This window comes from Segeticoccus sp., assembly GCF_035708005.1.
The window spans coordinates 17,987-38,685 of sequence record NZ_DASSTI010000103.1; the positions used below are offsets into that span (position 1 = coordinate 17,987).

General features: G+C 73.9%; 16 protein-coding genes. 7 read left to right on the top strand and 9 right to left on the bottom strand.

Features of this window, described 5'->3' with window-relative positions; translation table 11 throughout:
- Positions 1 to 17 precede the first annotated feature (17 nt).
- From VFL99_RS10565 to VFL99_RS10600, 8 genes are read right to left on the bottom strand one after another with little or no spacing between them, the layout of a single operon-like run.
- A complete protein-coding gene (locus VFL99_RS10565; RefSeq protein ID WP_325106313.1) occupies positions 18 to 1,004 on the bottom strand; it encodes a glycosyltransferase family 9 protein in 987 nt (328 codons plus the stop codon).
- Entirely contained in the window at positions 995 to 1,690 is a 696-nt protein-coding gene (locus VFL99_RS10570) for an SDR family oxidoreductase (RefSeq protein ID WP_325106314.1), read from the bottom strand. Before VFL99_RS10570 ends, VFL99_RS10565 begins: the two co-directional genes overlap by 10 nt.
- Positions 1,687 to 3,174, bottom strand: coding sequence for a PfkB family carbohydrate kinase (locus tag VFL99_RS10575; protein ID WP_325106315.1), 1,488 nt, complete (start codon positions 3,172 to 3,174; stop codon positions 1,687 to 1,689). Before VFL99_RS10575 ends, VFL99_RS10570 begins: the two co-directional genes overlap by 4 nt.
- Positions 3,171 to 4,967, bottom strand: coding sequence for a glycosyltransferase (locus VFL99_RS10580; protein WP_325106316.1), 1,797 nt, complete (start codon positions 4,965 to 4,967; stop codon positions 3,171 to 3,173). Before VFL99_RS10580 ends, VFL99_RS10575 begins: the two co-directional genes overlap by 4 nt.
- Complete coding sequence (locus tag VFL99_RS10585; RefSeq protein ID WP_325106317.1) at positions 4,964 to 5,944, bottom strand: glycosyltransferase; 981 nt, start codon at positions 5,942 to 5,944, stop codon at positions 4,964 to 4,966. The genes VFL99_RS10580 and VFL99_RS10585 overlap by 4 nt, the downstream gene beginning before the upstream one ends.
- Positions 5,941 to 7,041, bottom strand: a complete 1,101-nt coding sequence (locus VFL99_RS10590) for a glycosyltransferase family 9 protein (RefSeq protein ID WP_325106318.1) — start codon at positions 7,039 to 7,041, stop codon at positions 5,941 to 5,943. The genes VFL99_RS10585 and VFL99_RS10590 overlap by 4 nt, the downstream gene beginning before the upstream one ends.
- Positions 7,034 to 8,602: an HAD-IIIA family hydrolase gene (locus VFL99_RS10595; protein ID WP_325106319.1), complete on the bottom strand. Its 1,569-nt coding sequence runs from the start codon at positions 8,600 to 8,602 to the stop codon at positions 7,034 to 7,036. Before VFL99_RS10595 ends, VFL99_RS10590 begins: the two co-directional genes overlap by 8 nt.
- Positions 8,599 to 10,269 (bottom strand): carbamoyltransferase family protein, encoded by a 1,671-nt coding sequence (locus tag VFL99_RS10600; RefSeq protein WP_325106320.1) that lies wholly within the window; start codon positions 10,267 to 10,269, stop codon positions 8,599 to 8,601. Before VFL99_RS10600 ends, VFL99_RS10595 begins: the two co-directional genes overlap by 4 nt.
- Before the next feature lie 65 nt (positions 10,270 to 10,334).
- Here VFL99_RS10600 and VFL99_RS10605 point away from each other — a divergent pair, with 65 nt between their 5' ends.
- Together VFL99_RS10605 and VFL99_RS10610 are read left to right on the top strand one after the other, a co-directional pair.
- Positions 10,335 to 12,179 (top strand): aldehyde dehydrogenase family protein, encoded by a 1,845-nt coding sequence (locus VFL99_RS10605; RefSeq protein WP_325106321.1) that lies wholly within the window; start codon positions 10,335 to 10,337, stop codon positions 12,177 to 12,179.
- 42 nt (positions 12,180 to 12,221) lie between these two features.
- Positions 12,222 to 13,526, top strand: coding sequence for an FUSC family protein (locus VFL99_RS10610; protein ID WP_325106322.1), 1,305 nt, complete (start codon positions 12,222 to 12,224; stop codon positions 13,524 to 13,526).
- A 4-nt stretch (positions 13,527 to 13,530) separates the two neighbouring features.
- On the opposite strand, the gene VFL99_RS10615 is transcribed toward VFL99_RS10610, so the two are convergent.
- Complete coding sequence (locus VFL99_RS10615) at positions 13,531 to 14,865, bottom strand: AI-2E family transporter (protein WP_325106323.1); 1,335 nt, start codon at positions 14,863 to 14,865, stop codon at positions 13,531 to 13,533.
- Between the two features lie 52 nt (positions 14,866 to 14,917).
- Here VFL99_RS10615 and VFL99_RS10620 point away from each other — a divergent pair, with 52 nt between their 5' ends.
- The 5 genes from VFL99_RS10620 (at position 14,918) to hpnE (ending at position 20,645) form a co-directional block, all read left to right on the top strand.
- The gene (locus VFL99_RS10620; RefSeq protein ID WP_325106324.1) at positions 14,918 to 15,373 is read left to right on the top strand and encodes a MarR family winged helix-turn-helix transcriptional regulator; all 456 of its coding nucleotides are present in this window, start codon (positions 14,918 to 14,920) and stop codon (positions 15,371 to 15,373) included.
- A gap of 112 nt (positions 15,374 to 15,485) precedes the next feature.
- Positions 15,486 to 17,363, top strand: a complete 1,878-nt coding sequence (dxs, locus tag VFL99_RS10625) for a 1-deoxy-D-xylulose-5-phosphate synthase (protein WP_325106325.1) — start codon at positions 15,486 to 15,488, stop codon at positions 17,361 to 17,363.
- The gene (gene hpnC, locus VFL99_RS10630; protein ID WP_325106326.1) at positions 17,360 to 18,250 is read left to right on the top strand and encodes a squalene synthase HpnC; all 891 of its coding nucleotides are present in this window, start codon (positions 17,360 to 17,362) and stop codon (positions 18,248 to 18,250) included. The genes dxs and hpnC overlap by 4 nt, the downstream gene beginning before the upstream one ends.
- Positions 18,247 to 19,113: a squalene/phytoene synthase family protein gene (locus VFL99_RS10635; protein WP_325106327.1), complete on the top strand. Its 867-nt coding sequence runs from the start codon at positions 18,247 to 18,249 to the stop codon at positions 19,111 to 19,113. Before hpnC ends, VFL99_RS10635 begins: the two co-directional genes overlap by 4 nt.
- Complete coding sequence (gene hpnE / locus VFL99_RS10640) at positions 19,110 to 20,645, top strand: hydroxysqualene dehydroxylase HpnE (protein ID WP_325106328.1); 1,536 nt, start codon at positions 19,110 to 19,112, stop codon at positions 20,643 to 20,645. The genes VFL99_RS10635 and hpnE overlap by 4 nt, the downstream gene beginning before the upstream one ends.
- Positions 20,646 to 20,699 lie beyond the last annotated feature (54 nt).

Below are 20,699 nucleotides of genomic sequence, written 5' to 3' on the forward strand. Positions count from 1 at the left end.
TCGGTCCAGCCCACCCGTCAGCCGGCCGTCGCGGAGCCGCTGGTGGCCGCTGCGGGGGTGATCTCGTCGGCTGCAGCGAGCACCTGCGCGACCTCGATCCGCGCCAGGCGCACATCGACGTCCCGGGCGTGCGGGTCACCAGGCGGGTCCCCGGGTCGCGGCTCCCACAGCACGCGGTGCAGCTCGGGGTCGAGGCGCGGTCCCCACTCCGTCGGGGCGACGGGCCCGAAGAGCAGCACCGAAGGAGTGCCGTGTGCCGTTGCCAGGTGGGCGATCCCGGTGTCGCCGCACAGGAGGAGGCCGGCCCGGCGCACCAGCGCGGACAGCTGCGGCACGGCATACCGCCCACAGGTGTCCTCCACGGCGGGGTGCGCCGCCGCGACTGCGGCGCAGGCCTGGGCCTCCTCGGGCACTCCGGTGACCAGTACCTGCCGGCCCTGCTCGGCGAGGTCACGCGCCACCGCGGCCCAGCGATCGGCCGGCCAGCGTCGCGACGGGAAGGCCGCTCCGGGGTGGATGAGGACAAGACGTGCGTCGCGACCGCGGCCGCCGGGCGGTTCCCCGAGCCGCAGGTCGTCCGGGCCGCAGGTGGCACCGGCGCTGGCGAGGAGGCGGCACCAGCGGTCCACCTCGTGCTCGTTGGCGCGCCACGGCGGCCCGTCGCTGAAGCCGGCCTCGGCGTTGGCGAAGGCGACCAACCGGCTCGGGTGCAACCGCTGCAGCAACGCGTGGCTCTGGGGGCCTCGCCCGTGCAGGTTGACTGCCACGTCGGGCGGATCTCCTTGCCAGTCGCGACGTTCCAGCCCACGGGTGTCGAGCACCTCGTCGACAAGACCCTCTTGGCGCAGCCAGTCACCGACGACGCTGGGCGCCGCCAGGACGAGGTGGTGGTCCGGCCACCGGCGGCGAACCCCGCGCAGCGCCGCGATGCCGGTCACGGCGTCACCGAGACCGAGCGCCCGCAGCGCCAGCAGTCGGGGCCGCCCCTGGGCGGTCAGGGCCACGAGGGTTCCGTGGACTGGGCGACCACGAGTTCGCGGATCTCGCATCCCACGGGTTGGCGCAGGGCCGTGAGCACGGCGTGGGCCACGTCGGCGGGGTCGTTGAGCTGGGCGTCCGGCCCGGGCTGGTACTGCGCGTCGCGGCCGTCGAAGAAGTGCGTCCGCATCCCGCCGGGGACGAGCAGGGTGACCCCGACGGTGCCGGCGAGCTCCATCGCCAGGGCCCGGGTGAAGCCGGTGATACCGAACTTGGAGGCGCAGTAGGCGGTGGCGTCCCCGGCCGGGCGCAGCCCGAGGGTGGAGCCCACGGTGACGACGGTGCCGCGGCGCTCGGTCAGGTGCGGCAGGCAGGCGCGCACCACGGCGACCGTGCCGAAGAGGTTCACGCGGACCACGCGTTCCCACTCCTCGACGGGCACGTCGGTGAGGGCGCCGCAGCGGTCGGTTCCGGCCGCGGTCACCACCGCGTCGGGTGGGCCGATCTGCGCCACCAGGTCCTCGACGGCGGCGGCTGCGGCGGCGGAGTCGGCGAGGTCGGCCTTCGCGAAGGGGGCGTCCACCTCCGGCACCTGGTGGTCGATGATGCCGGCCACTCCGCCGGCCTGCTGCACTGCGGTGGCGACGGCGGCGCCCAAGCCGCTCGCTCCTCCGGTGACGTAGACGGTGCCGATCTGTCGTGGGGTGTTCATCGTGTCCTTTCGTCAACAACGACGTCGGTGGCGCGGGAGCGTTGAGCGGCGACGTGGGAGTCGCGGGAATCGTGGAGGATGGCGGTCGTCGAACGGCCGGCGAGGTAGGGCAGCAGGACCACCCGCCCGCCCCAGGACCGCACGAGCCCGGACTCGCGCAGGTCGGCGTCGCTGTAGTCGCCGCCCTTGGCCCAGACGTCCGGGCGCAGCCGGTCGAGCGCGGCGCGAGGGTCGTCCTCGTCGAAGACGATCACCTGGTCGACGCAGGAGAGGCCGAGCAGCACCCGGGCGCGGTCTTGTTGGTTCTGCACCGGGCGGCCGGGGCCCTTGAGCCGGCGCACCGATGCATCGGAGTTGAGCAGCACGGCGAGGCCGTCGCCGAGGCGTCGGGCCGCCTGCAGGCTGGCGACGTGGCCGGCGTGCAGCACGTCGAAGCAGCCCCCAGTGGCCACCAGCACCCCGCCCCGCTCGCGGACGTCGCGGACGATGTCCTGGGGGGTGTCCCGGGGGGTGTCGCGGCTGGGCGCGGCGCTGGCCGCGCCCGCCGAGGCGCCCTGGTGCGCCGCGAGGCGGCGACGGTAGGCGGTGCTCCCACCGTCCCGGACCCAGGCAGCGGCGGCCTGGACCGCCATACCGACGGCTTCGGAGACGAGCAGCCCGCGCGCGAGCGAGACGGCGACGGTCGCGCTGAAACGGTCGCCGGCACCGCAGGCGTCGCCGTGTTCCACCTGCTCGGTGGGGATCCAGCTCGTGCTGCCGGAGCCGTCCACGAGCCACGCGCCCTCACCACCCGTGGTCACGCAGGTGACGTGGGCGGCCCACCGGCTGTGCAGGGCGGTGGCCACGACGTCCGCCGGCTGGTCCGCGGTTGCTCCCGCGGCGGCGAGCGCCTCCCCCAGGTTGGGCGTGACGACGGTGCAGCCGGGCACCGGGGCGCCGCTCCTCGGGTGCGGGTCCCACACGGTGCAGCGTCGCAAGCGCTGCCCGGCGTGCCTCTGCGTCCGGTCCTCCAGCGCCCGGCGCAGGCCGGCGTCAGCCGTGGTGCCCGCGCCGTAGTCGGAGACGAGGACCACGTCCGCCTGCTCGATCGCGGTGACGGCATCGGGTGGCAACGGACCCATCGGCGTGCCGGGCCCGCCCTCGTCGAGGCGGACGACGGTGTGGCCGGCGACGATCACCCGTGTCTTGCACCGGGTGGCCCCCCGGTGCCCCAGCGCGACCAGCTCCACCCCGAGGCGGGCGAGGGCCGTGCGGATCTCCGCACCGTGCACGTCCTCGGCCACCGGCGCGATCAGGGTGACCCGCACACCGGGCTGGGCACACAGCGACGCGGTCAGCCCGGCTCCCCCGGGGCCGCTGAGCACGCCGCCGACGTCGACCACCGGAGCCGGCGTGTCGGGGCACAGTCGCTCGCTGCGGCCCGTGACGTCCCGGTCGAGCAGGACGTCACCGACGACCACGACGTGCGGCACGTGCGGCGTCACGCGCCGACCCGCTGGACGGCGGTTCGCGTGCGCTCGGACTCCAGCGCCGCGTCCACGGCCGCGCAGAGTGCGTGGACGGCGACGAGGTGGACCTCCTGCACGGCGGCGGTGCTCGGCGCGGGGACCGCGAGCGCGTCGTCGGCCAGGCTGGCCAGCGGGTTCGGCGCCGGTCCGGTGAGCGCCCAGACGGTCACCCCGAGCTCGCGCGCCCGTTTGGCGGCGTGCAGCACGTTGGTGCTCGTCCCGCTCGTCGAGAGCAGCACCAGCACGTCCCCGGGTCGGCCGTGGGCCTCCACCTGGCGGGCGAAGACCTCCTCGGGGCCGTAGTCGTTGAGGATCGCCGTGAGGCTGGAGGTCTCGGCGCTCAGGCAGATCGCCGACAGGGGTCGCCGCTCGTCGAGGAACCGGCCGACGAGCTCTGCGGTCAGGTGCTGTGCCTCCGCGGCGCTGCCTCCGTTGCCGGCAGCGAGCAGCCGGGCGCCGGAGGTGAGCGCGCCGGCGAGCTGGGCCCCCCACGTCTCGACCCGGTCGGCCTGGGCCAGCAGACCCGACATGCCGGCGCCGAGCTCCTCGCGGTGGCGACGGACCCACGTCGTGCTGCCACAGGGCGGCACCACGAGCTCGGCGAGCGCCCGTTCGGTGGCCTCGGCGACGGTCTCCCAGCTGAACCGGTCGACCGCCCGGCGGCGCGCCTGCCGCCCCCAGGCACGGGCCTTCTGCGGGTCCTCGAGCAGCTCCCGGACGGCGTCGGCCACCGCGGCGGCGTCCCGGGGCGGCACCAACCGGCCGGTCTCCCCGTCGGCGACGCTGTCGAGCAACCCGCCGACCGCGGACCCGACGAGGGGTCGCCCGCAGGCAGCCGCCTCGAGGGGGGTGATCCCGAACGGCTCGTACCACGGCGTGGCCAGGACGACGTCGGCCGAGCGGTACAGCGTGGGGATGTCGTGGTGGTCGACGGGTCCGACGAACTCGACGCGATCGAGCACGCCGAACCGGGCGGCGACCTCCCGCAGGCGCCGGGCCTCGGGGTCCCGGTCCAGCTCGTCCGGAGATGGCCCGCCGGCAATCACGAGCTCCACCCCGGGCAGCAGCGCGAGGGCCTCGATCGCGGTGTCGAGTCCCTTGCGGGGCACCATCCGACCCGCCACCAGCAGCCGCGGCCCGTGGGTCTGCGCCCGCGGTCCGTCGGCGGTGAACTCCTCGACGTCCACGCCGCAGGGCACGACCCGGACGTGGTCGACGTCGACGCCCATGCGCTCCAGCTCCCGGACCTCGTCCGAGCAGGTCGCGATGATCAGGTCGACGTCCCCGGCCAGCCCGGTCTCGAGCCGGATCCGCTCCGGCGGGCTGGTGTCCGCCGAGCCCTGGAAGCGCTTCTTCACGGTCCCGAGGGCGTGGAAGGTCTGGGCGACGGGGACTCCCCAGGCCCGGCCGACCCGGCGGGCCGCGAGCCCGGACATCCAGAAGTGTGCGTGCAGCAGCTCGGGCCGCCGCGACCGGCTCGCCCAGTCCTGGATCATCCAGTCGGCGAAGTCGTCCATGAGTGGCAGCAGGTCGTCCTTCGGGATCGAACGGGCCGGCCCGACCGGGACGTGCACGACCGTCACACCCGGTGCCATGGCGACCCGCGTGGGCTGGTCCCGGTCGTCGCGCCGGGTGTAGACCTCGACCTCGTGGCCGCGGCGGCCCAGGTGCCGGGCGAGGGCCTCGACGTGGACGTTCTGGCCGCCTGCGTCGACTCCTCCAAGAGCAGCAAGGGGGCTGGCGTGCTCGGAGATCATGGCGATCCTCATGGCAGTACCTCCTGCAGGACGTGGTCCCAGTCGTCGAGGAAGCGCTTGAGCCCGTAGTGGGCGAGCGCGTGTTGACGGGCTGCGGCGCCGCGCTCGCGGGCCTCGTCGGGGTCGTGGAGCCACCGCCTCGCGGTGGCGGTCAGCCGGTCGAGGTCGTTGGTCACGAGACCGGCCGCCGCGGGGACCGCCTCGGGCGCCTCGGTGGTGGACAGGGCGAGCACCGGGAGCCCGAGCGTCATGGCCTCGATCAGGGCCAGGCCCAGGCTCGTCCACCGATACGGGTGGAAGTAGGCCCGGTGCGCACCGAGCCGGTCGTGCAGCTCGTCCTGCGGCAGGTCGTGGGTGCGCCCGTCCAGGGCCGCTGTGCCGTGCTCGCGGGCCCACTGCTCCAGCAGGTCGGTCTTCATGCCGTAGACCTCCACCGGCACCTGTTCGGCGACGCGAAGAAGCAGGTCGGTGCCCGCGACGCGCCAACGGCGGACCGGCTCGTTGACGACGACGCCGCAGCTGGCGGCCGTTCCCGTGTAGCGGTACCCCGGGTCGGGCACCCCGTGCTCGACCACGAACGTGCGGGCCCCCTCGGTGTCCCAGGCCATGGCATTGAAGTGGGTCACGTGCACCACCGGTATGCCGTGCAGCGCCTGGTCGCGGACGACCGGGTGGGTGCTGCGCACGGCGTGCTCGGTGGGCGTGTTGTGCTCCACGTAGACAGCGGGAAGGTCGCGGCCCGGCCGGCGACCGGTCCACTGTTCGACGAGCGCAGCCTCGTGCGGCCGTTGCAGGACGACCAGGTCCAGCGACTCGTCCCGCAACCGGTCGACCGGCACCTCTCGGGCCGACCGGGGCCAGTCCCAGGTGTCGGCTCGGCCCCGGCCGTCCGCATCCCGGGCCGGGGTGAGCGGCAGCACGTAGTCGTGACTGCCCGCTACGAACGAGGTGGTCCACGAGCCGTGCACGTGCCAGAGCAGGATCCTCATGAGCCGCCTCCCGCCCAGACGGTGTCCTGCGGTTCGTCGCCGGCCGTGAGTGAGGCGACGGCCTCGGCCACGGCGGAGGGCGGGACGGTGCTCAGGCAGGGGTGCCCGGTGACGGGACACTCGCGGGCCCGGGTGCCGCGGCAGGGCGCCGCCTGGTCACCGAGCAGCACGTGCGGCACCTGCCACGGCGCCCACCGTTCCGCGGGCACCACCGGCGAGAAGAGGGAGACCACCGGCGTGCCGACCGCAGCCGACAGGTGCGCCGGACCGGTGTTGCCGACCACCGTGCAGGCGGCACCGGCGAGCACGTGGGCGAGTTCGGCGAAGCTCGTCCGGCCGGTGAGGTCCACCGTGTGCGAGGTGGCCGCGGCGGCGGTGAGCTGCCGGTCGGCATACGTTCCGGTGAGCACGACGCGCCACCCGGCCGTCTCGAGGGCGGTGACGATCGCGTGGGCGTGGGCGCCGGTCAGCGAGCGCGCGGGCACCGAACCGGCCGGGTGCACCACGACATACCGCTCGGCACCGAACCGGGGCCGCGCGACGCGTGCCCTGACCCCCCGCGGCTCGTCCAGCCGGACCCGCAGCGCGCCGTCGTCCCCGGGCGGCAGGTGGTGCCCGGCGGCGGCCGCCAGGCGCAGGGCCGCCTCGACCTCATGCCCCCCGCCCGGTCCCCCGTCGTCCACGCTGCCGCCGGGCATCCGGCGCGCACGCACGTCCAGCAGCGAGCCCGGGTAGTCCTCGCTCGTCCCGCACACCCGCGGTATGCCGGCCAGCCGCGCCGCCAGCGCCATCGGCAGCGGGCTCTGGTGGAAGGAGGTGAAGACGACGCACTCCTCGTAGCGGCGCGCTCGCAAGCGCTCGACCAGCTGCCGCCAGGCGTCGGCGTCGAACGGTGCCGGCTGGTAGCCCGACCACGGTGGGTCGAACACCAGGACGTCCCGGACCGCGGGCAGCAGCCGACCGGCCGCCTCCCCCGCCGGGGAGACCAGCAGGTCGACCGTGGCGCCGGCGGCGGCGAGCGCGCGCAGGGCGGGGCCGGTCAGCAGCACATCGCCGTCACTGTCCAGGCGCACGGCGAGCACCCGAAGGTCACCCATCGGACCCACCTGCCAGGACCAGCTCGACCGCGTCCTCGATCGTCGCGGCGACACAGGGCGCGTCGCGCACCTCCTCCGAGCGCGTCTCGGCGGTCGGCACGAGCACCGAGCGGGCACCGGCGGCCCGCGCCGCGTGCACGTCGCTGCCGATGTCCCCGATGACGACGCACTGCCCCATCGGCACCCCGAGAGCGACCGCGGCCTGCCGCACCAGGCCGGGTGCCGGCTTGCGGCACGCGCACCCGTCCTGCGCGGTGTGGGGGCAGACCTGCCACGTGTCGAAGGGGCCGAGCTGCTCCTCGACCGCGGCATTGACGGCGTCCACCTGCGCGAACTCGAGCAGCCCCCGGCCGATCCCCGACTGGTTGGTGACGACCCCGACCCGAACTCCGTGCCGGCGCAGCGTGTCCAGCGCCTCGCGCGCGCCGTCCACGGGCTTCACCAGCGTCGGGTCGGCGTTGTACGGCACGTCGTGCACGAGGGTCCCGTCCCGGTCGAACAGCACGGCGGCGACCCGGGGCGGCCAGGACGGTGCCCCGCCGCGGTGCCGCCACTCCCCCGCCAGGCGGTGCCGCACGGCGGCCACCGGGATGACCGCGCTGGTCCAGAGCATGCGCCGCACCTCGGCGCGGTCCCGCGGGCCGGGCAGCACCCGACGGGCCGTGAAGTCGGCGGTCAGCCCGAGCCAGGCGAGTCCCCCGACGACTGTTGCTGGTGGTAGGCGACTCGGGGCTCGCCGACCGCCAGCAACGGTCGTGCGAAGGAGCCGGACGGCGAGGCCCCCGAGGGCGAGGCCGCCGGACAGGACGGTGGCGACGTGCCACGGCAACCTGCCCCGGCCGACCCGCGCGGACTCGCGCCACGTCGGCCCGTGCAGCCGCCGCATCAGGGCATCGTCGGCGTTTCCCCGCTGCACCCGCACGCTGACGGCGCCGTCGGCCGCCCGCACAGGGTGCAGCGTCGTCCGGTCCCCTCGGCGCAGCTCCCAGCCGGCGCTCCGCACCCGCAGGGCCAGGTCGGCGTCCTCCCGGTAGGCGCGGGGGAAGCGCTCATCGAAGCCGTGCACCGACACCAGCGCGGCCCGTCGGTAGGCCATGTCCGCGGTCGGCCACCACGCGTCCTGCAGCCCGTGGGTGTTGCGTTCCCAGTCCGTGGGCCGCCGGTCCCGGGGTAGCGGCACCTCGAGGCGTCCCTGGCTGGCGGCGTCCCGCGGACCACAGGCCTGCAGGTCGGCGGCGAGCGAGGTCGTCCAGTCCGGTCGCAGCCGCACGTCGTCGTCGAGGAAGGCGACCCAGCTGCTGTCCGCCACCTGCCAGCCGAGGTTGCGGGCCGCCGCGGGACCGTGGCCGAACCCGCTCAGGACCCGGACCGGCAGTCCGCGGCCGACGTGTTCGGTGACGTCGAGCGGCTCGGCGCCCTGCTTCCGGTCGTCGACGACCAACACCTGAGCCGGCGCCGGCACGGGTTGGGCGGTCAGGTCGCGGAGCAGTTCGTGCAGGGAAGGGCGTCCCACGGTGGGGATCACCACCGTGACGTCGAGGACCGGGGAGGCGGCCGTCATACGTCCCCCGCGGGGTCCGGGGACAGGTGAGCGCGGCGCACCAGGTGTGGACCGAGCACCAGGGCGTCCACCGGCGCGGAGCCGAACAGCTCCATGGCGTCGCGCGGGTCGTCCACCATGGGTCGCCCGGCCGTGTTGAGGCTGGTGTTGACCACGAGCGGCAACCCTGTGCGCGCGGCGAAGGCGCGCAGCACGGCGGCGACGCGGGGCTGCTGCTCGGCGTCCACGGTCTGGACCCGGGCGGTGCCGTCGACGTGCACCACTGCCGGGACGCGGTCGCGCCAAGCATGCCGGACGTCGTGGACGAAGAGCATGTACGGGCTCGGCAGTGGCCCGCGCTCGAAGACCTCCCCCGCCCGCTCGGCCAGGACCATGGGTGCCACCGGACGGAACTGCTCGCGGCCCTTGACCTCGTTGAGGCGGTGCAGGTTCTCGGCGTGCCCGGGGTGTGCCAGCAGGGAACGCTGCCCGAGCGCCCGGGGGCCGAACTCGCTGCGCCCGTCGAACCACGCGACGACGCCGTTGCCGGCCAGGATGTCGGCGACCTCCGCGCCGAGGTCGGTGGGCGTGCTGAACGGCAGGCGCGCGCGCCGGAGCCGATCGGCGAGTTCGTCGTCGTCCCAGGAGCGTCCGAGCGCAGCCGTGGTGAACGGCGCCGTCAGCTCGCCGTCGTCGGCCGCCACCGCCAGGGCAGCACCGAGGGAGGTGCCGGCGTCTCCGGCGGCGGGCTGCACCCAGACCTCCTCGAACGGTGTCTCCCGCCAAATGCGGGTGTTGGCAACGCAGTTCAGTGCGGTCCCTCCTGCCATGGTGAGGAGTCGGTCGCCGGTGTGCTCGTGCAGCCACGAGGCCAGCTCGACCAGCACCTCCTCCAGCCGGGTCTGCACCGAGGCGGCCAGGTCGGCATACTCCTGCGGCCAGTCCTCCTCACCCCCTCCCCGGCGAGGTGCCCAACGGGACCAGTCGGGGATCGGCGCGAGGAAACCGCCGTCGCCGGTGGCGCGGATCGTCTCGCGCAGCTCCTCGAGGTGGCGCGGCCTGCCGTGGGAGGCCAGGGCCATGACCTTGAACTCGTCGCTGGAGCGCAGGAATCCGAGGTGCTCGGTCAGCGACTCGTAGAGCAGCCCGAGCGAGTGCGGCAGCGCCTGCCCGGCCAGCACCTCCAGCCGGCCGCCGTCGTAGCGCCCCGCCAGGTGGGAGGCCTGCTCCCCGCGCCCGTCGAGCACCAGCACGCTGCGTGGCCCGCCGGTGTCCGGCGGCGCCGCGAGCGCGGCGGAGGCGGCGTGGGCGACGTGGTGCGGCACGAAGCGCACCTGCTCTGGAGACAGCCCCGGCAGTGCCGCGGCCAGGAAGCCGGGGGCCTTCTGGGCGTACATCACACGGAGGTGGTCCCACGGGTCGTCCAACCCCATGTCCTCGGCCGGCTTGGCCAGCGCGGGGTCGAAGGAGTAGGCGACGGCGTCGAGGTCCTGCGGCCGCAGCCCGGCGCTCTCGAGACACCAGTGCATCGACTGCTCGGGCAGCTCCCACGCGGAGAACGGGACTGGACGCTTGCCGTGCTTGCGCCGGCTGAAGCGCTCCTCCTCGGCAGCCGCGAGCACCTGCCCGTCGACGACGAGGGCCGCAGACGGGTCGTGGAAGAGGGCGTTCACCCCGAGGACTCGCATGCCGGCGTCGCTACCCGAAGAGAACCGCTTCTAATCGGTGCGGTCGGGAGAAGTGCTTCTCGCCGGTGCACGCGCTGGGCGACGCGGACTACCGCACCACGACGAACGCGACGGCCCAGGGCATGACCAGCGTGCTCCACACCGCGCGTTTGGCCGCCGACACCTGGCTGCAGGGCCGCTCGACCACCGCGTATGCCGACACGATGGTCACCCACGCGGAGCAGGCCTGCGGGGACATCGTCACCACCTACGACAGCCGGCAGCCGCCGCCCGACGTGTCGTCGATCCGGCTGAAGCAACGCCTCCACCCGCCATCCAGCAGGGAGCGCCGGCTGCGCTGGGCCGGCTCGACCCGCCGCTGCGGGTCTACGCCACCCTCGGGAACCGGTGCGCGGTTCCACACCTCATTGGTCTGGGCCATCCTGCTCGGCACGGCCGCAATGACCGTCTACGGCGTCCTCGCGTGGCTGCTGCTGCGACCGGCGCTCGGCCGGCCGCCCGTTTGGGGAACCGGCACTTCGGGCAAGCAGGGTGGCATGACGACCCCTGCGACGGCTGTCTCGAACACCTCTGCCGACTCCGTCGGCAACGCCACCGCCTCGGCCGTGGAGGCGGCCCTGGCCGGGGCCGACGGCGCCCGCGAGGCGTGGCGGCACACCGACCCGGGCGAGCGGGCCGCGGCCCTGCGACAGGCTGCGGACCGCGTCCGTGAGCGCGTGCCGGAACTCGCCGACCTCCTGTGCGACGCGACCGGACGCCTGCACCGCGAGGCACGCGCCTCGGTCGAGGTCGCCGCCGACCTGCTCGAGGAGGCGGCCGTCCGAGGGCTCGCCGGCACGGGGCGCAGCCTCGCGGGTTCGGCCGGCGCGATGGACGTGGTGCGCGCCGAACCCCGCGGGGTCGTGGCGGTCCTGACCCCGTGGAACGATCCCTATCCCGCAGCCGCCGGACTCCTGGCGGCCGCCCTCGTGACGGGCAACACGGTGGTGCACAAGCCGTCTGAGCGCTGCACGGCGGCAGGCCTCGCCCTGGCCGACTGCCTTCGCCAGTGCCTGCCCGAGGGCGTGCTCACCGTCGTGACCGGTGACGGGGGTGTCGGCGCCCAGCTCGTCCAGGACGAGCGGGTCCAGTTGGTCGCCCACATCGGCAGCACCCGCGCCGGGCGGGAGATCCGGCGGGTGGTGGGCGCCCGAGGCGCGAGCGCCATCGTGGAGAACGGCGGCAAGGACCCGATCCTCGTCGACGCCGGAGTCGACCCGGTCTGGGCGGCGGAGCAGATCGCGCTCGGCGCCTTCACCAACGCCGGCCAGCTCTGCACCTCGGTGGAACGGGTCTACCTGCACACCTCCATCGCCAGTGCCACGGTCCGCGAGCTGGTGCGGATCGCCGAGTCGCTGCGGCCCGGCGACCCCCGCGACCCCGACACCACGCTGTGTCGGCTCGTGGACGAGCGGCAGCTGGCGGTCGTCGCCGAGCACGTGGACCAGGCCCGGTCCCGAGGGGCGTTGTGCCTCACCGGCGGGGCGCGCCTGGACCGGGACGGCAGCTGGTACGCGCCGACCGTGCTGACCGGGTGCACTGACGACATGCTCGTCATGACCGAGGAGACCTTCGGGCCCGTGGCGCCGGTGCAGGAGGTGGACAGCTGGGAGACCGGCCTGCGCCTCGCACGATCCAGCGAATATGGGCTGGCAGCAACGGTACTCACTCCGGACACCCGTCATGCGTTGGAGGCGGCGGACGAGCTGCAGGTCGGAACCGTCAAGGTCAACGCGGTCTTCGGAGGCGCGCCGGGGGGCTCGGCCGACCCGCGCGGCGCCAGCGGTGACGGCTGCGGCTTCGGGCCGGACCTGCTGCGAGAGATGGTGGCGCTCAAGGCCGTTCACCTGGAGTCGGTGCCCTCCCACTGAGCGGATGGCGGCCGGGCCCGCGCCCGGCCCTACCCTGTGCAGGTGCAGGCCTCCGTGAGCGAGCGCATCCGCCGGCTCCTCCGCACGGTCGAGCTCCGTGCGCGCCAGGGTGGGCGTCAGGCGCTCTTCCGGACGCTGCGACTGACGGCGGCCGCCATGGTGTCGTACCTCATCGCCCATGCCATCTACCCCGACTCCCGTCCCCTGACCAGTCCCCTGACCGCGATCCTCGTGGTCCAGGCGACGCTGTACTCCACGCTCACCATCGGGGTGAGGCGGGTCGGCGCGGTGGTCACCGGGGTGGTCCTCGCGGTGCTCTTCTCCTCCTTCGTCGGGCTCACCTGGTGGAGCCTCGGCACGATCATCGCCGCCGCCATCCTCGTCGGGTACCTGCTGCGGCTGCAGGAGTTCCTGCTCGAGACGCCGATCAGCGCGATGCTCGTGCTCGGCCTCGCCAGCCCCGAGTCGCTCGCGACGACGCGCGTGGTGGAGACCCTCGTGGGCGCGGGCGTCGGGATGCTCCTCAACGTCGTCGTCCCTCCACCGTGGCGGGTCCGTGACGCCGCCAGCAGCGTGCAGGCCGTGGCGGACTCCGTCGGGGACTTCCTCGACCGGGTGGCCGGGGAGGCACCACACCGGCTCACCCACCAGGTCGCACTGGAGTGGCTGGACGAGTCACGCCACCTGGGGCGGAACGTGGAGACGGCCGACCGGGCGTTGGTCGAGGCGGCCGAGAGCCGTCGGCTCAACGTCCGCGCCGCCGGCACCCATGACCCGGAGCCGATCCTGCGCAGCGGTCTGGACTCCCTGGAGCGCGCCGTCGCGTCCCTGCGGGCCCTCTTCCGTGCCCTCGCCGACAGCGCCCCCGACGAGCAGGAGGACGGACAGGAAGCGTATGCCGAGACCCTCCGGCAGGTCTTCGCCGTCCTGGTCCAGGACCTGGCCTCGACCTTCCGTGCCTACGGCCGGCTCGTCGTCGTGGACGCCGGCCCCGCGGCGGGGGAGGCCGAGGAGGCGCTGACCACGACCCTGGAGTCGTTGCGCGAGACGCGGGCGCGGCTCACCGACCTGTTGACCGTGGACGCGCCGGACAGCCCCGCCGCGTGGCTGTTGCGGGACCCGTTGCTGGCGTCGGTCGAGCGGGTGCTGCGCGACCTCGACGTGGAGCAGCGGGCGCGCCGGCGCCAGCAGTGGCAGGAGGCCGTCAGCGGGCTCAGCCGCGCGCAGCAGGCAGCCGCGCGGCTGCGGGCGTCCTCCCGGCAGGTCGCCGAGCTGCCCCGCACCGCCGGCCCGCTCACCCGGCGACCGGTGCGGCGCAGACCGCGTGGTGACGGCGACCCCCGCTGAGGGATCAGCCCTCCTTGCGCGGGCCGGGTGGCGGCGTGTGCTCACCCAGGCCGGGCGGTCGGCCGCCGTCCCCGCTCACGTCGGCACCGGGTCCCGCTGCGCCGCTCCCTTCCTGGCCGTCCTCGTCCTCCTCATCGGGCACGACCAACGGCGAGACATAGATGGGCAGCGGCGCGTACTCCGGCGGAGGTTCGGGAGCCATGCGGTCACTGTCGACCCGCCGCGAGTTGCCGTGCAGGTCCTCGACGCCGGTGAGGTACTTGACCGCGGCGTGGACGGCGGCCACGACCGGGATGGCGAGGATGGCGCCGAAGATGCCGGCGATCAGGCCACCGCCGGTCAGGGCGAGCACGATCGCCACGGGGTGGAGCCGGACGGCCCGGCCGACGATGAACGGCTGCAACAGGTGCGCCTCGATCTGGTTCTCGATGACCAGGACGATCAGCAGGATGAGCGCCGGCACCACTCCCTGGGTGATGAGCGTGACCAGCACCGCCAGCCCGCCGAACAGGAAGGCCCCCACGATCGGGATGAAGCTCCCGAGGAACACCAGCACCGCGAGCGGCACGGCCAGCGGCACCGAGAGCAGGAACAGCACGAAGCCGATCACCACTCCGTGGAAGCAGGCGATGATCGCGGTGCCGACGACCCAGCCGGACAGGACACGCCACGCGCGGTAACCCGCGCCGCGGACGCTCTGCTGGACGTTCCGGGGAAAGAGCCGGACCGTCCAGCTCCACATCCGATCCCCTTCGTCGAGGAAGAAGAAGGTGACGAAGAACATCACGATCAGGCCGGTCACCAGCTCGCCCGCCACCGTTCCCACGGTGAGGGCGCCACTGGCGATGCTCTGGCTGTGCTGCTGCAGGCCCTTGACGAGGCGTTGCTGGAGCTGTTGCAGCTGAACGCTGTTCGTCCCGGGGAGTCGGTCGAGGTAGGTCCGCAGCCGGCTGACCAGGCCGTTGACCTCGTGCACGAGCTGCGTGTAGTTCGCCGCCGTCTGCTGCACGACGAACCAGCCGATCCCGCCCAGCACCAGGAAGGCGATGATCACCGTCCCCCACGTCGCCAGCGCCCGTGGGAAGTGCAGCCGTCGCAGCAGGAGGACGAGCGGGTGCAGCAGGGCGGACAGCAGCAGGGCGAACAGCACCGGCAGGACGACCAGGTAGAGCGTGTTGAAGACGAGTACCAGGGCGAGGAAGGTGACGGACACGATGAGCAGGCGCCAACACCAGGCGGCCGCGATCGCCAGGCCGGCCGGCACGGCGGCCCGGCTCAGCACCTTGCCCTCGGGCGGTCGGTGCAGCCCGTTGCCCTTCGAGGGTGCGCCACCATCCACGGCTCCCGACGCTAACCGGGCGAACGCAGCCGCGCGACCTATCATGGCGGCCATGGAAGGGCTCAGCGAGGACCAGTACGCGCTGCTCTTCACCGTCCGCCACGCCATCCGGCAGTACATGCGGTGGAGCGAGCAACAGGCGAGCCTGCGCGGCCTGAGCCCGCAGCAGCACCAGTTGCTGCTCGCCATCCGGGCCCACCCCGGTGACATGGCGCCCAGCACCGGTCAGGTCGCCGACTACCTCATGGTCCGTCCCAACAGCGCCGTCGAGCTCATCGGCCGCGTCGAGGCCATGGGCCTGGTGGCCCGGTGCCCCGACCACAACGACCAGCGCATCGTCCGGGTCGCGCTCACCGACTCCGGCCGGGCCCTGCTCGAGGAGCTCGCCGCCGCCCACCTGCAGGAGCTCGAGCGCATCGCCGGCCGGTTGCAGATCTCCGCCGAGTTTCTCGAGCACCTGTCGACCGAGTTCATCGAAAAGACGTCGGGACACGATGCTTTGAAGTAGCGGACCCGCCTCGAAGATGCTCCAATGAGGGGAAGAACAGTTCGGGGCCCGATATATCCGCCAGTCGCCCGCCGGGCCTCGAACGCAGAGGCAATCGGACGGAGGCGCGACGATGGCATCGCTCGGGACCCTCACTCGACCCGGGGACGTCCGTTCGCTGCGGCCTCCCGAGCTCGCCGAACTCGCCCAGGAGTTGCGTGAGCTGCTCATCGACACCGTCTGCCGCACCGGCGGACACCTCGGCCCCAACCTCGGCGTGGTCGAGCTCACCATCGCGCTGCACCGGGTGTTCGACTCCCCGCAGGAGCCCATTGTCTTCGACACCGGGCACCAGGCCTACGTGCACAAGGTGCTCACCGGACGTCGAGCCGGGTTCGGCACGCTGCGCCAGCAGGACGGACTGTCGGGCTACCCGAACCGCACCGAGTCCCGCCACGACATGGTCGAGAACTCCCACGCCTCCACTGCCCTGTCGTATGCCGACGGGCTGAGCAAGGGCTTCGCCCTTCGTGGCGAGCACCGCACCGTAGTCGCGGTCGTCGGGGACGGCGCGATGACCGGCGGGCTCGCGTGGGAGGCACTCAACAACCTCGGTGCCTCCGGCCGCCCGGTCGTCATCGTGCTCAATGACAACGGGCGCTCCTACGCGCCCACCGTCGGGGGCCTGCCGCGGCACCTGCGGCGGCTCGTCGAGCACCAGGGCTACGCCGACGTGGTTGCCCGGCTGGGCGGCACGCCCACGGACGACCGGGAGGTGGCGGACCCGCACAGCCTGTTCGGCGCCCTCGGCCTGCACTACCTCGGCCCGGTCGACGGGCACGACGTGCTCGCGCTCGAGGACGCGCTGCAGCAGGCCCGCGAGCACGGACGTCCCACGGTGGTGCACTGCCTCACCCGCAAGGGACTGGGCTACCGGCCCGCCGAGACCGACGAGCACGACCGGATGCACTCCGTGGGGAAGCTCGACGTCGCCACCGGCAAGCCGGCCAGTGCCGGCGCCCGCAGCTGGACCCAGGTCTTCTCGGACGCGTTGGTCGACCTCGGCGACCGGCACACCGACGTGGTCGCGCTCAGCGCCGCGATGGTGGAGCCCACCGGGCTGGCGCCCTTCGCCCAGCGCTACCCCGAGCGCTGCTTCGACACCGGCATCGCCGAGCAGCACACCGTCACCTCGGCCGCCGGTCTGGCCATGGCCGGTGCGCACCCGGTCGTCGCGGTCTACGCCACCTTCCTGGGCCGTGCGTTCGACCAGGCGCTGCTCGACGTGGGTCTGCACCGGCTGCCGGTCACGTTCGTCCTGGACCGGGCGGGCATCACCGGTCCCGACGGGCCCAGCCACCACGGCATCTGGGACCTCGCGATGCTGTCGATCGTGCCCGGCATGCACATCGCCGCACCGCGCGACGCCACCCGGCTCACCGAGGAGCTGACCGAGGCGGTCGCCCACACCGGCGGGCCCACCGCGCTGCGCTTCCCCAAGGCCAGCGCCTCCGAGGACACCCCAGCCGTGGCCTGTTGGCGCGGCCTGGACCTGCTGCACCGTCCGGCCCGTCCCCACGTGCTCCTGGTGGCCGTCGGCCCCATGGCGCAGCCGGCGCTGGCCGCCGCCCACCAGCTCGCCGAGCGCGGGATCCGGTGCACCGTCGTCGACCCACGCTGGGTGCACCCGGTCAACCACTCACTCGCCGACCTCGCCGCCGGGCACCGGCTCGTGGTCACCGTCGAGGACGGCATCCGCGAGGGCGGTGTCGGCACCCACGTCGCGCAGGCGTTCACCGACCTCGGCTGTGACGTGCCGGTGCGCACCGTCGGGCTACCTGTCGACTACCTGCCCCACGGAAGCCGGGCCAACCTTCTCTCGCGCTACGGCCTCGACGCCGACGGGATCGCCCAGGCGGTCATGATCGGTCTCGAGGACGGCGAGCTCGACGCCGCGCCGCTCGACGGCCAGCCGCACCTGCACCTCGCCGGACACCGGGGGGTTTCGTGAGCGTCGGCGCCTACCGGATCGGGGACGCGCTGCCGGAGCCGTCCGGCCGACCCTTCACGGATCCGGCCGCCAGCATGTCCGGGGAGAACTTCCCCGTGGCGCCGGGCGTCCTGCCCCGTCGGCTGCGCGAGCACCTCGTGGCGGTCTACCGCTACGCCCGGTTCGTGGACGACCTCGGCGACGAGGCGGCCGCGGACTCGCGCACGGACCTGCTCGACGAGGTCAGTGCGGACATCCACCGGTTGTATGCCGGGCACGCACCGACGCTGCCCGTCGTGCGCGGGCTGCGCCGCACCGTGGTCGAGTGCGCCCTGCCGGCCGACCCCCTCCTCGCGCTGGTCGAGGCCAACGTCGTGGACCAGAAGGTCACCCGCTACGAGACCTTCGAGGACCTCCTCGACTACTGCATGCTCTCCGCCAACCCGGTCGGGCGCATCGTGCTGCACGTCGTCGACCGGGCCACGCCGGAGCGGCTGGAGCTGTCCGACCGGATCTGCACCGGCCTGCAGCTGCTCGAGCACTGGCAGGACGTCGCCGAGGACTTCGCGGACCCGGCCAAGGGACGCGTCTACCTGCCTCAGGAGGACCTGCGCCGCTTCGGCGTCACCGAGCACGAGCTCGCCGCGGCGGCGGCCTCACCGCAACTGAGGGCGCTGCTCGCGTTCGAGACCGACCGTGCCCTCGCCTGGCTCGACTCCGGCGCCCCGCTGGTCTCCACCCTGCGGGGCTGGGGGCGCCTCGCGGTGTCGGGCTACGTCGCCGGGGGCCGAGCGGCCGCCGCGGAGCTGCGACGCTGCGGCTACGACCCCCTGACCCGGGTGCCCAAGCCGCGCAAGAGCCACATCGCCAGGGCGTGGCTCACCGCGACGGTGAGGTGGCCCGGATGAGCTCGCTGAGCCTGGAGCAGGCCTACGCCCGGTGCGAGCAGATCACCCGCGCCGAGGCCCGCAACTTCTCCTACGGCATACGCCTCCTGCCACCGGTGAAACGGCGTGCCCTGTCAGCGGTCTACGCCTTGGCCCGGCGCATCGACGACATCGGTGACGGTGACCTCGACCGGGGCGCCAAGCGCCGCCTGCTCGAGCAGACCCGGCACGACCTGGACCACCTCGACACCGCGACCTCCGACCCGGTGCTCGTGGCGCTGTGCGACGCCGCCCAGCGGCTGCCGATCCCGTTGCCTGCGTTCGGCGAGCTCATCGACGGCTGCGAGGCCGACGTCGAGGGCCGGCACTACCAGACCTTCGAGGAGACGGTGTTCTACTGCCGGTGCGTCGCGGGCTCGATCGGCCGGATCTCCTTGGGCGTCTACAACCCGCCGCGGCGCGTGCAGGCCCAGCCGCTGGCCAACACGCTGGGCCTCGCCCTGCAGCTGACGAACATCTTGCGCGACCTGCGCGAGGACCGGCTCGTCGGTCGGGTCTACCTGCCGCAGGAGGACCTCGACCGGTTCGGCTGCACGCTGGACGTCGGGCCCGACGCGGTCCTGCAGGACCCACCCGAGCGCTTCACGGCGCTCGTCCGGTTCGAGGCCGACCGCGCCGAGCGCTGGTACGCCGAGGGGCTGCAGCTGCTGCCCCTGCTGGACCGACGCAGCGCGGCCTGCACCGCGGCCATGGCCGGCATCTACCGGCGGCTGCTCGCCCAGATCGCTGAGGACCCCGAACCGATCCGCTCCGCCCGGCTGTCGCTGTCGCCGCGGGCGAAGGCAGCCGTGGCGGCGAAGGCGCTGCTGCGGAGGGCTGCATGAGCGGCCGTACCCACGCACCGACACCCGGGAGGTCACCTGATCGAGGCGCCCCTGCCCGGCACGTCGCCGTGGTCGGCGGCGGCCTCGCCGGCATCAGCGCAGCGATCCGCCTGGCCGACGCCGGCTGCCGGGTGACCCTCTTCGAGGGGCGGCCGCGGCTCGGTGGCGTCGCCTCCTCGTTCCACCGGGACGGCCTGCACGCCGACACCGGTCAGCACGTCCTGCTCCGCTGCTACACCGCCTACCGCGGGCTGCTGGCACGGCTCGGGGTGGCCGACCTGGCTCCCCTCCAGCCGCGCATGGACATCCCGGTCCTCTTGCCTGGCGGAGTGCGAACTCGGCTGCGGCGCGGCCGGCTCGGCCCCGCTCCCCTGCACCTGCTGCCCGCCCTGACCGGGTATGCCGGACTCTCACCCCGGCAGCGGCTACGCGCCTCGGTCGCCGCCGCGGCCCTCGGGCGGCTGGACCCGAGCGACCCTGCGACCGACGAGCAGACCTTCGGCCACTGGCTGCGTCGACACGGACAGGACGAGCAGACGCTCCGGCGGCTGTGGGGGCTGGTGACGGTGGCCGCCCTGAACACCGGCCCCGACGAGGCCTCCCTCGCGCTGGCCGCAACCGTCTTCCAGCAGGGGCTGCTCTCGGCCGTCGACGCCGGCGACATCGGCATCCCGGTGGCCCCGCTGTCACGGCTGCACGATGACGCGGCACAGCGCACGATGGAACGACTCGGTGTCTCGATCCACTTGCGCAGCAAAGTTTCTGCCGTCGCGCCGACCCCTGAGGGGTTCACCGTGGCCGTGCGCTCCGGAGCAGACCGCCGACCCGAGCAGGTGCCCGTCGACGGCGTCGTCCTCGCCGTCCCGCACCCGCAGGCGGCCCGGATCGTGCCGGACGCCGCGGGCTGTGACAGCGGGTCGTGGACGGGTCTGGGCGCCTCGCCGATCCTCAACCTGCACCTGCGGGTCGACCGCCGCGTCCTCGACGTCGCCGCCGGCGAGCACCTGTTCGGATCGTTCGCCGCCGCGCCGGACTCCCCCGTGCAGTGGGTCTTCGACCGTTCGCTGCAAGCGGGCGTCACCGACGGGCAGTACCTCATCACCTCCGTGTCGTCTGCTGGTGAGGTTGCCTCGTGGCCGAGCGAACGGATTCAGGCGCAACAGGTCTCGGCGCTCGCGGAGCTGCTGCCCGCGCTGCGCGCGGCCCGGGTCCTCGACGCCTTCGTCACCCGCGAGCCGGCAGCGACCTTCCACCAGGTGGCGGGCACGGCCCGGCTGCGGCCGCCGGCCCGAACCGCTCTGGACGGGCTCGTCCTCGCCGGCGCCTGGACCGCTACCGGCTACCCCGACACGATGGAGGGCGCGGTCCGCAGCGGGCTCGCCGCGACGGATGTCCTGCTGGGCACTAGAGTTTCGCGGTCGGCGACGCAGACGAGCGCGACGGGACCACACGGCATACCCGGTCGTCCGTCCCGACCGCGCACGGCTGACTCCCCACGCTCCCAGCCACCCCTTCAGGAGGTGACGGCATGAGAACCCCACAGAGTTCTCCTCCTCCGCTCCGCTCCCCCGAACAACTCTGCGAGG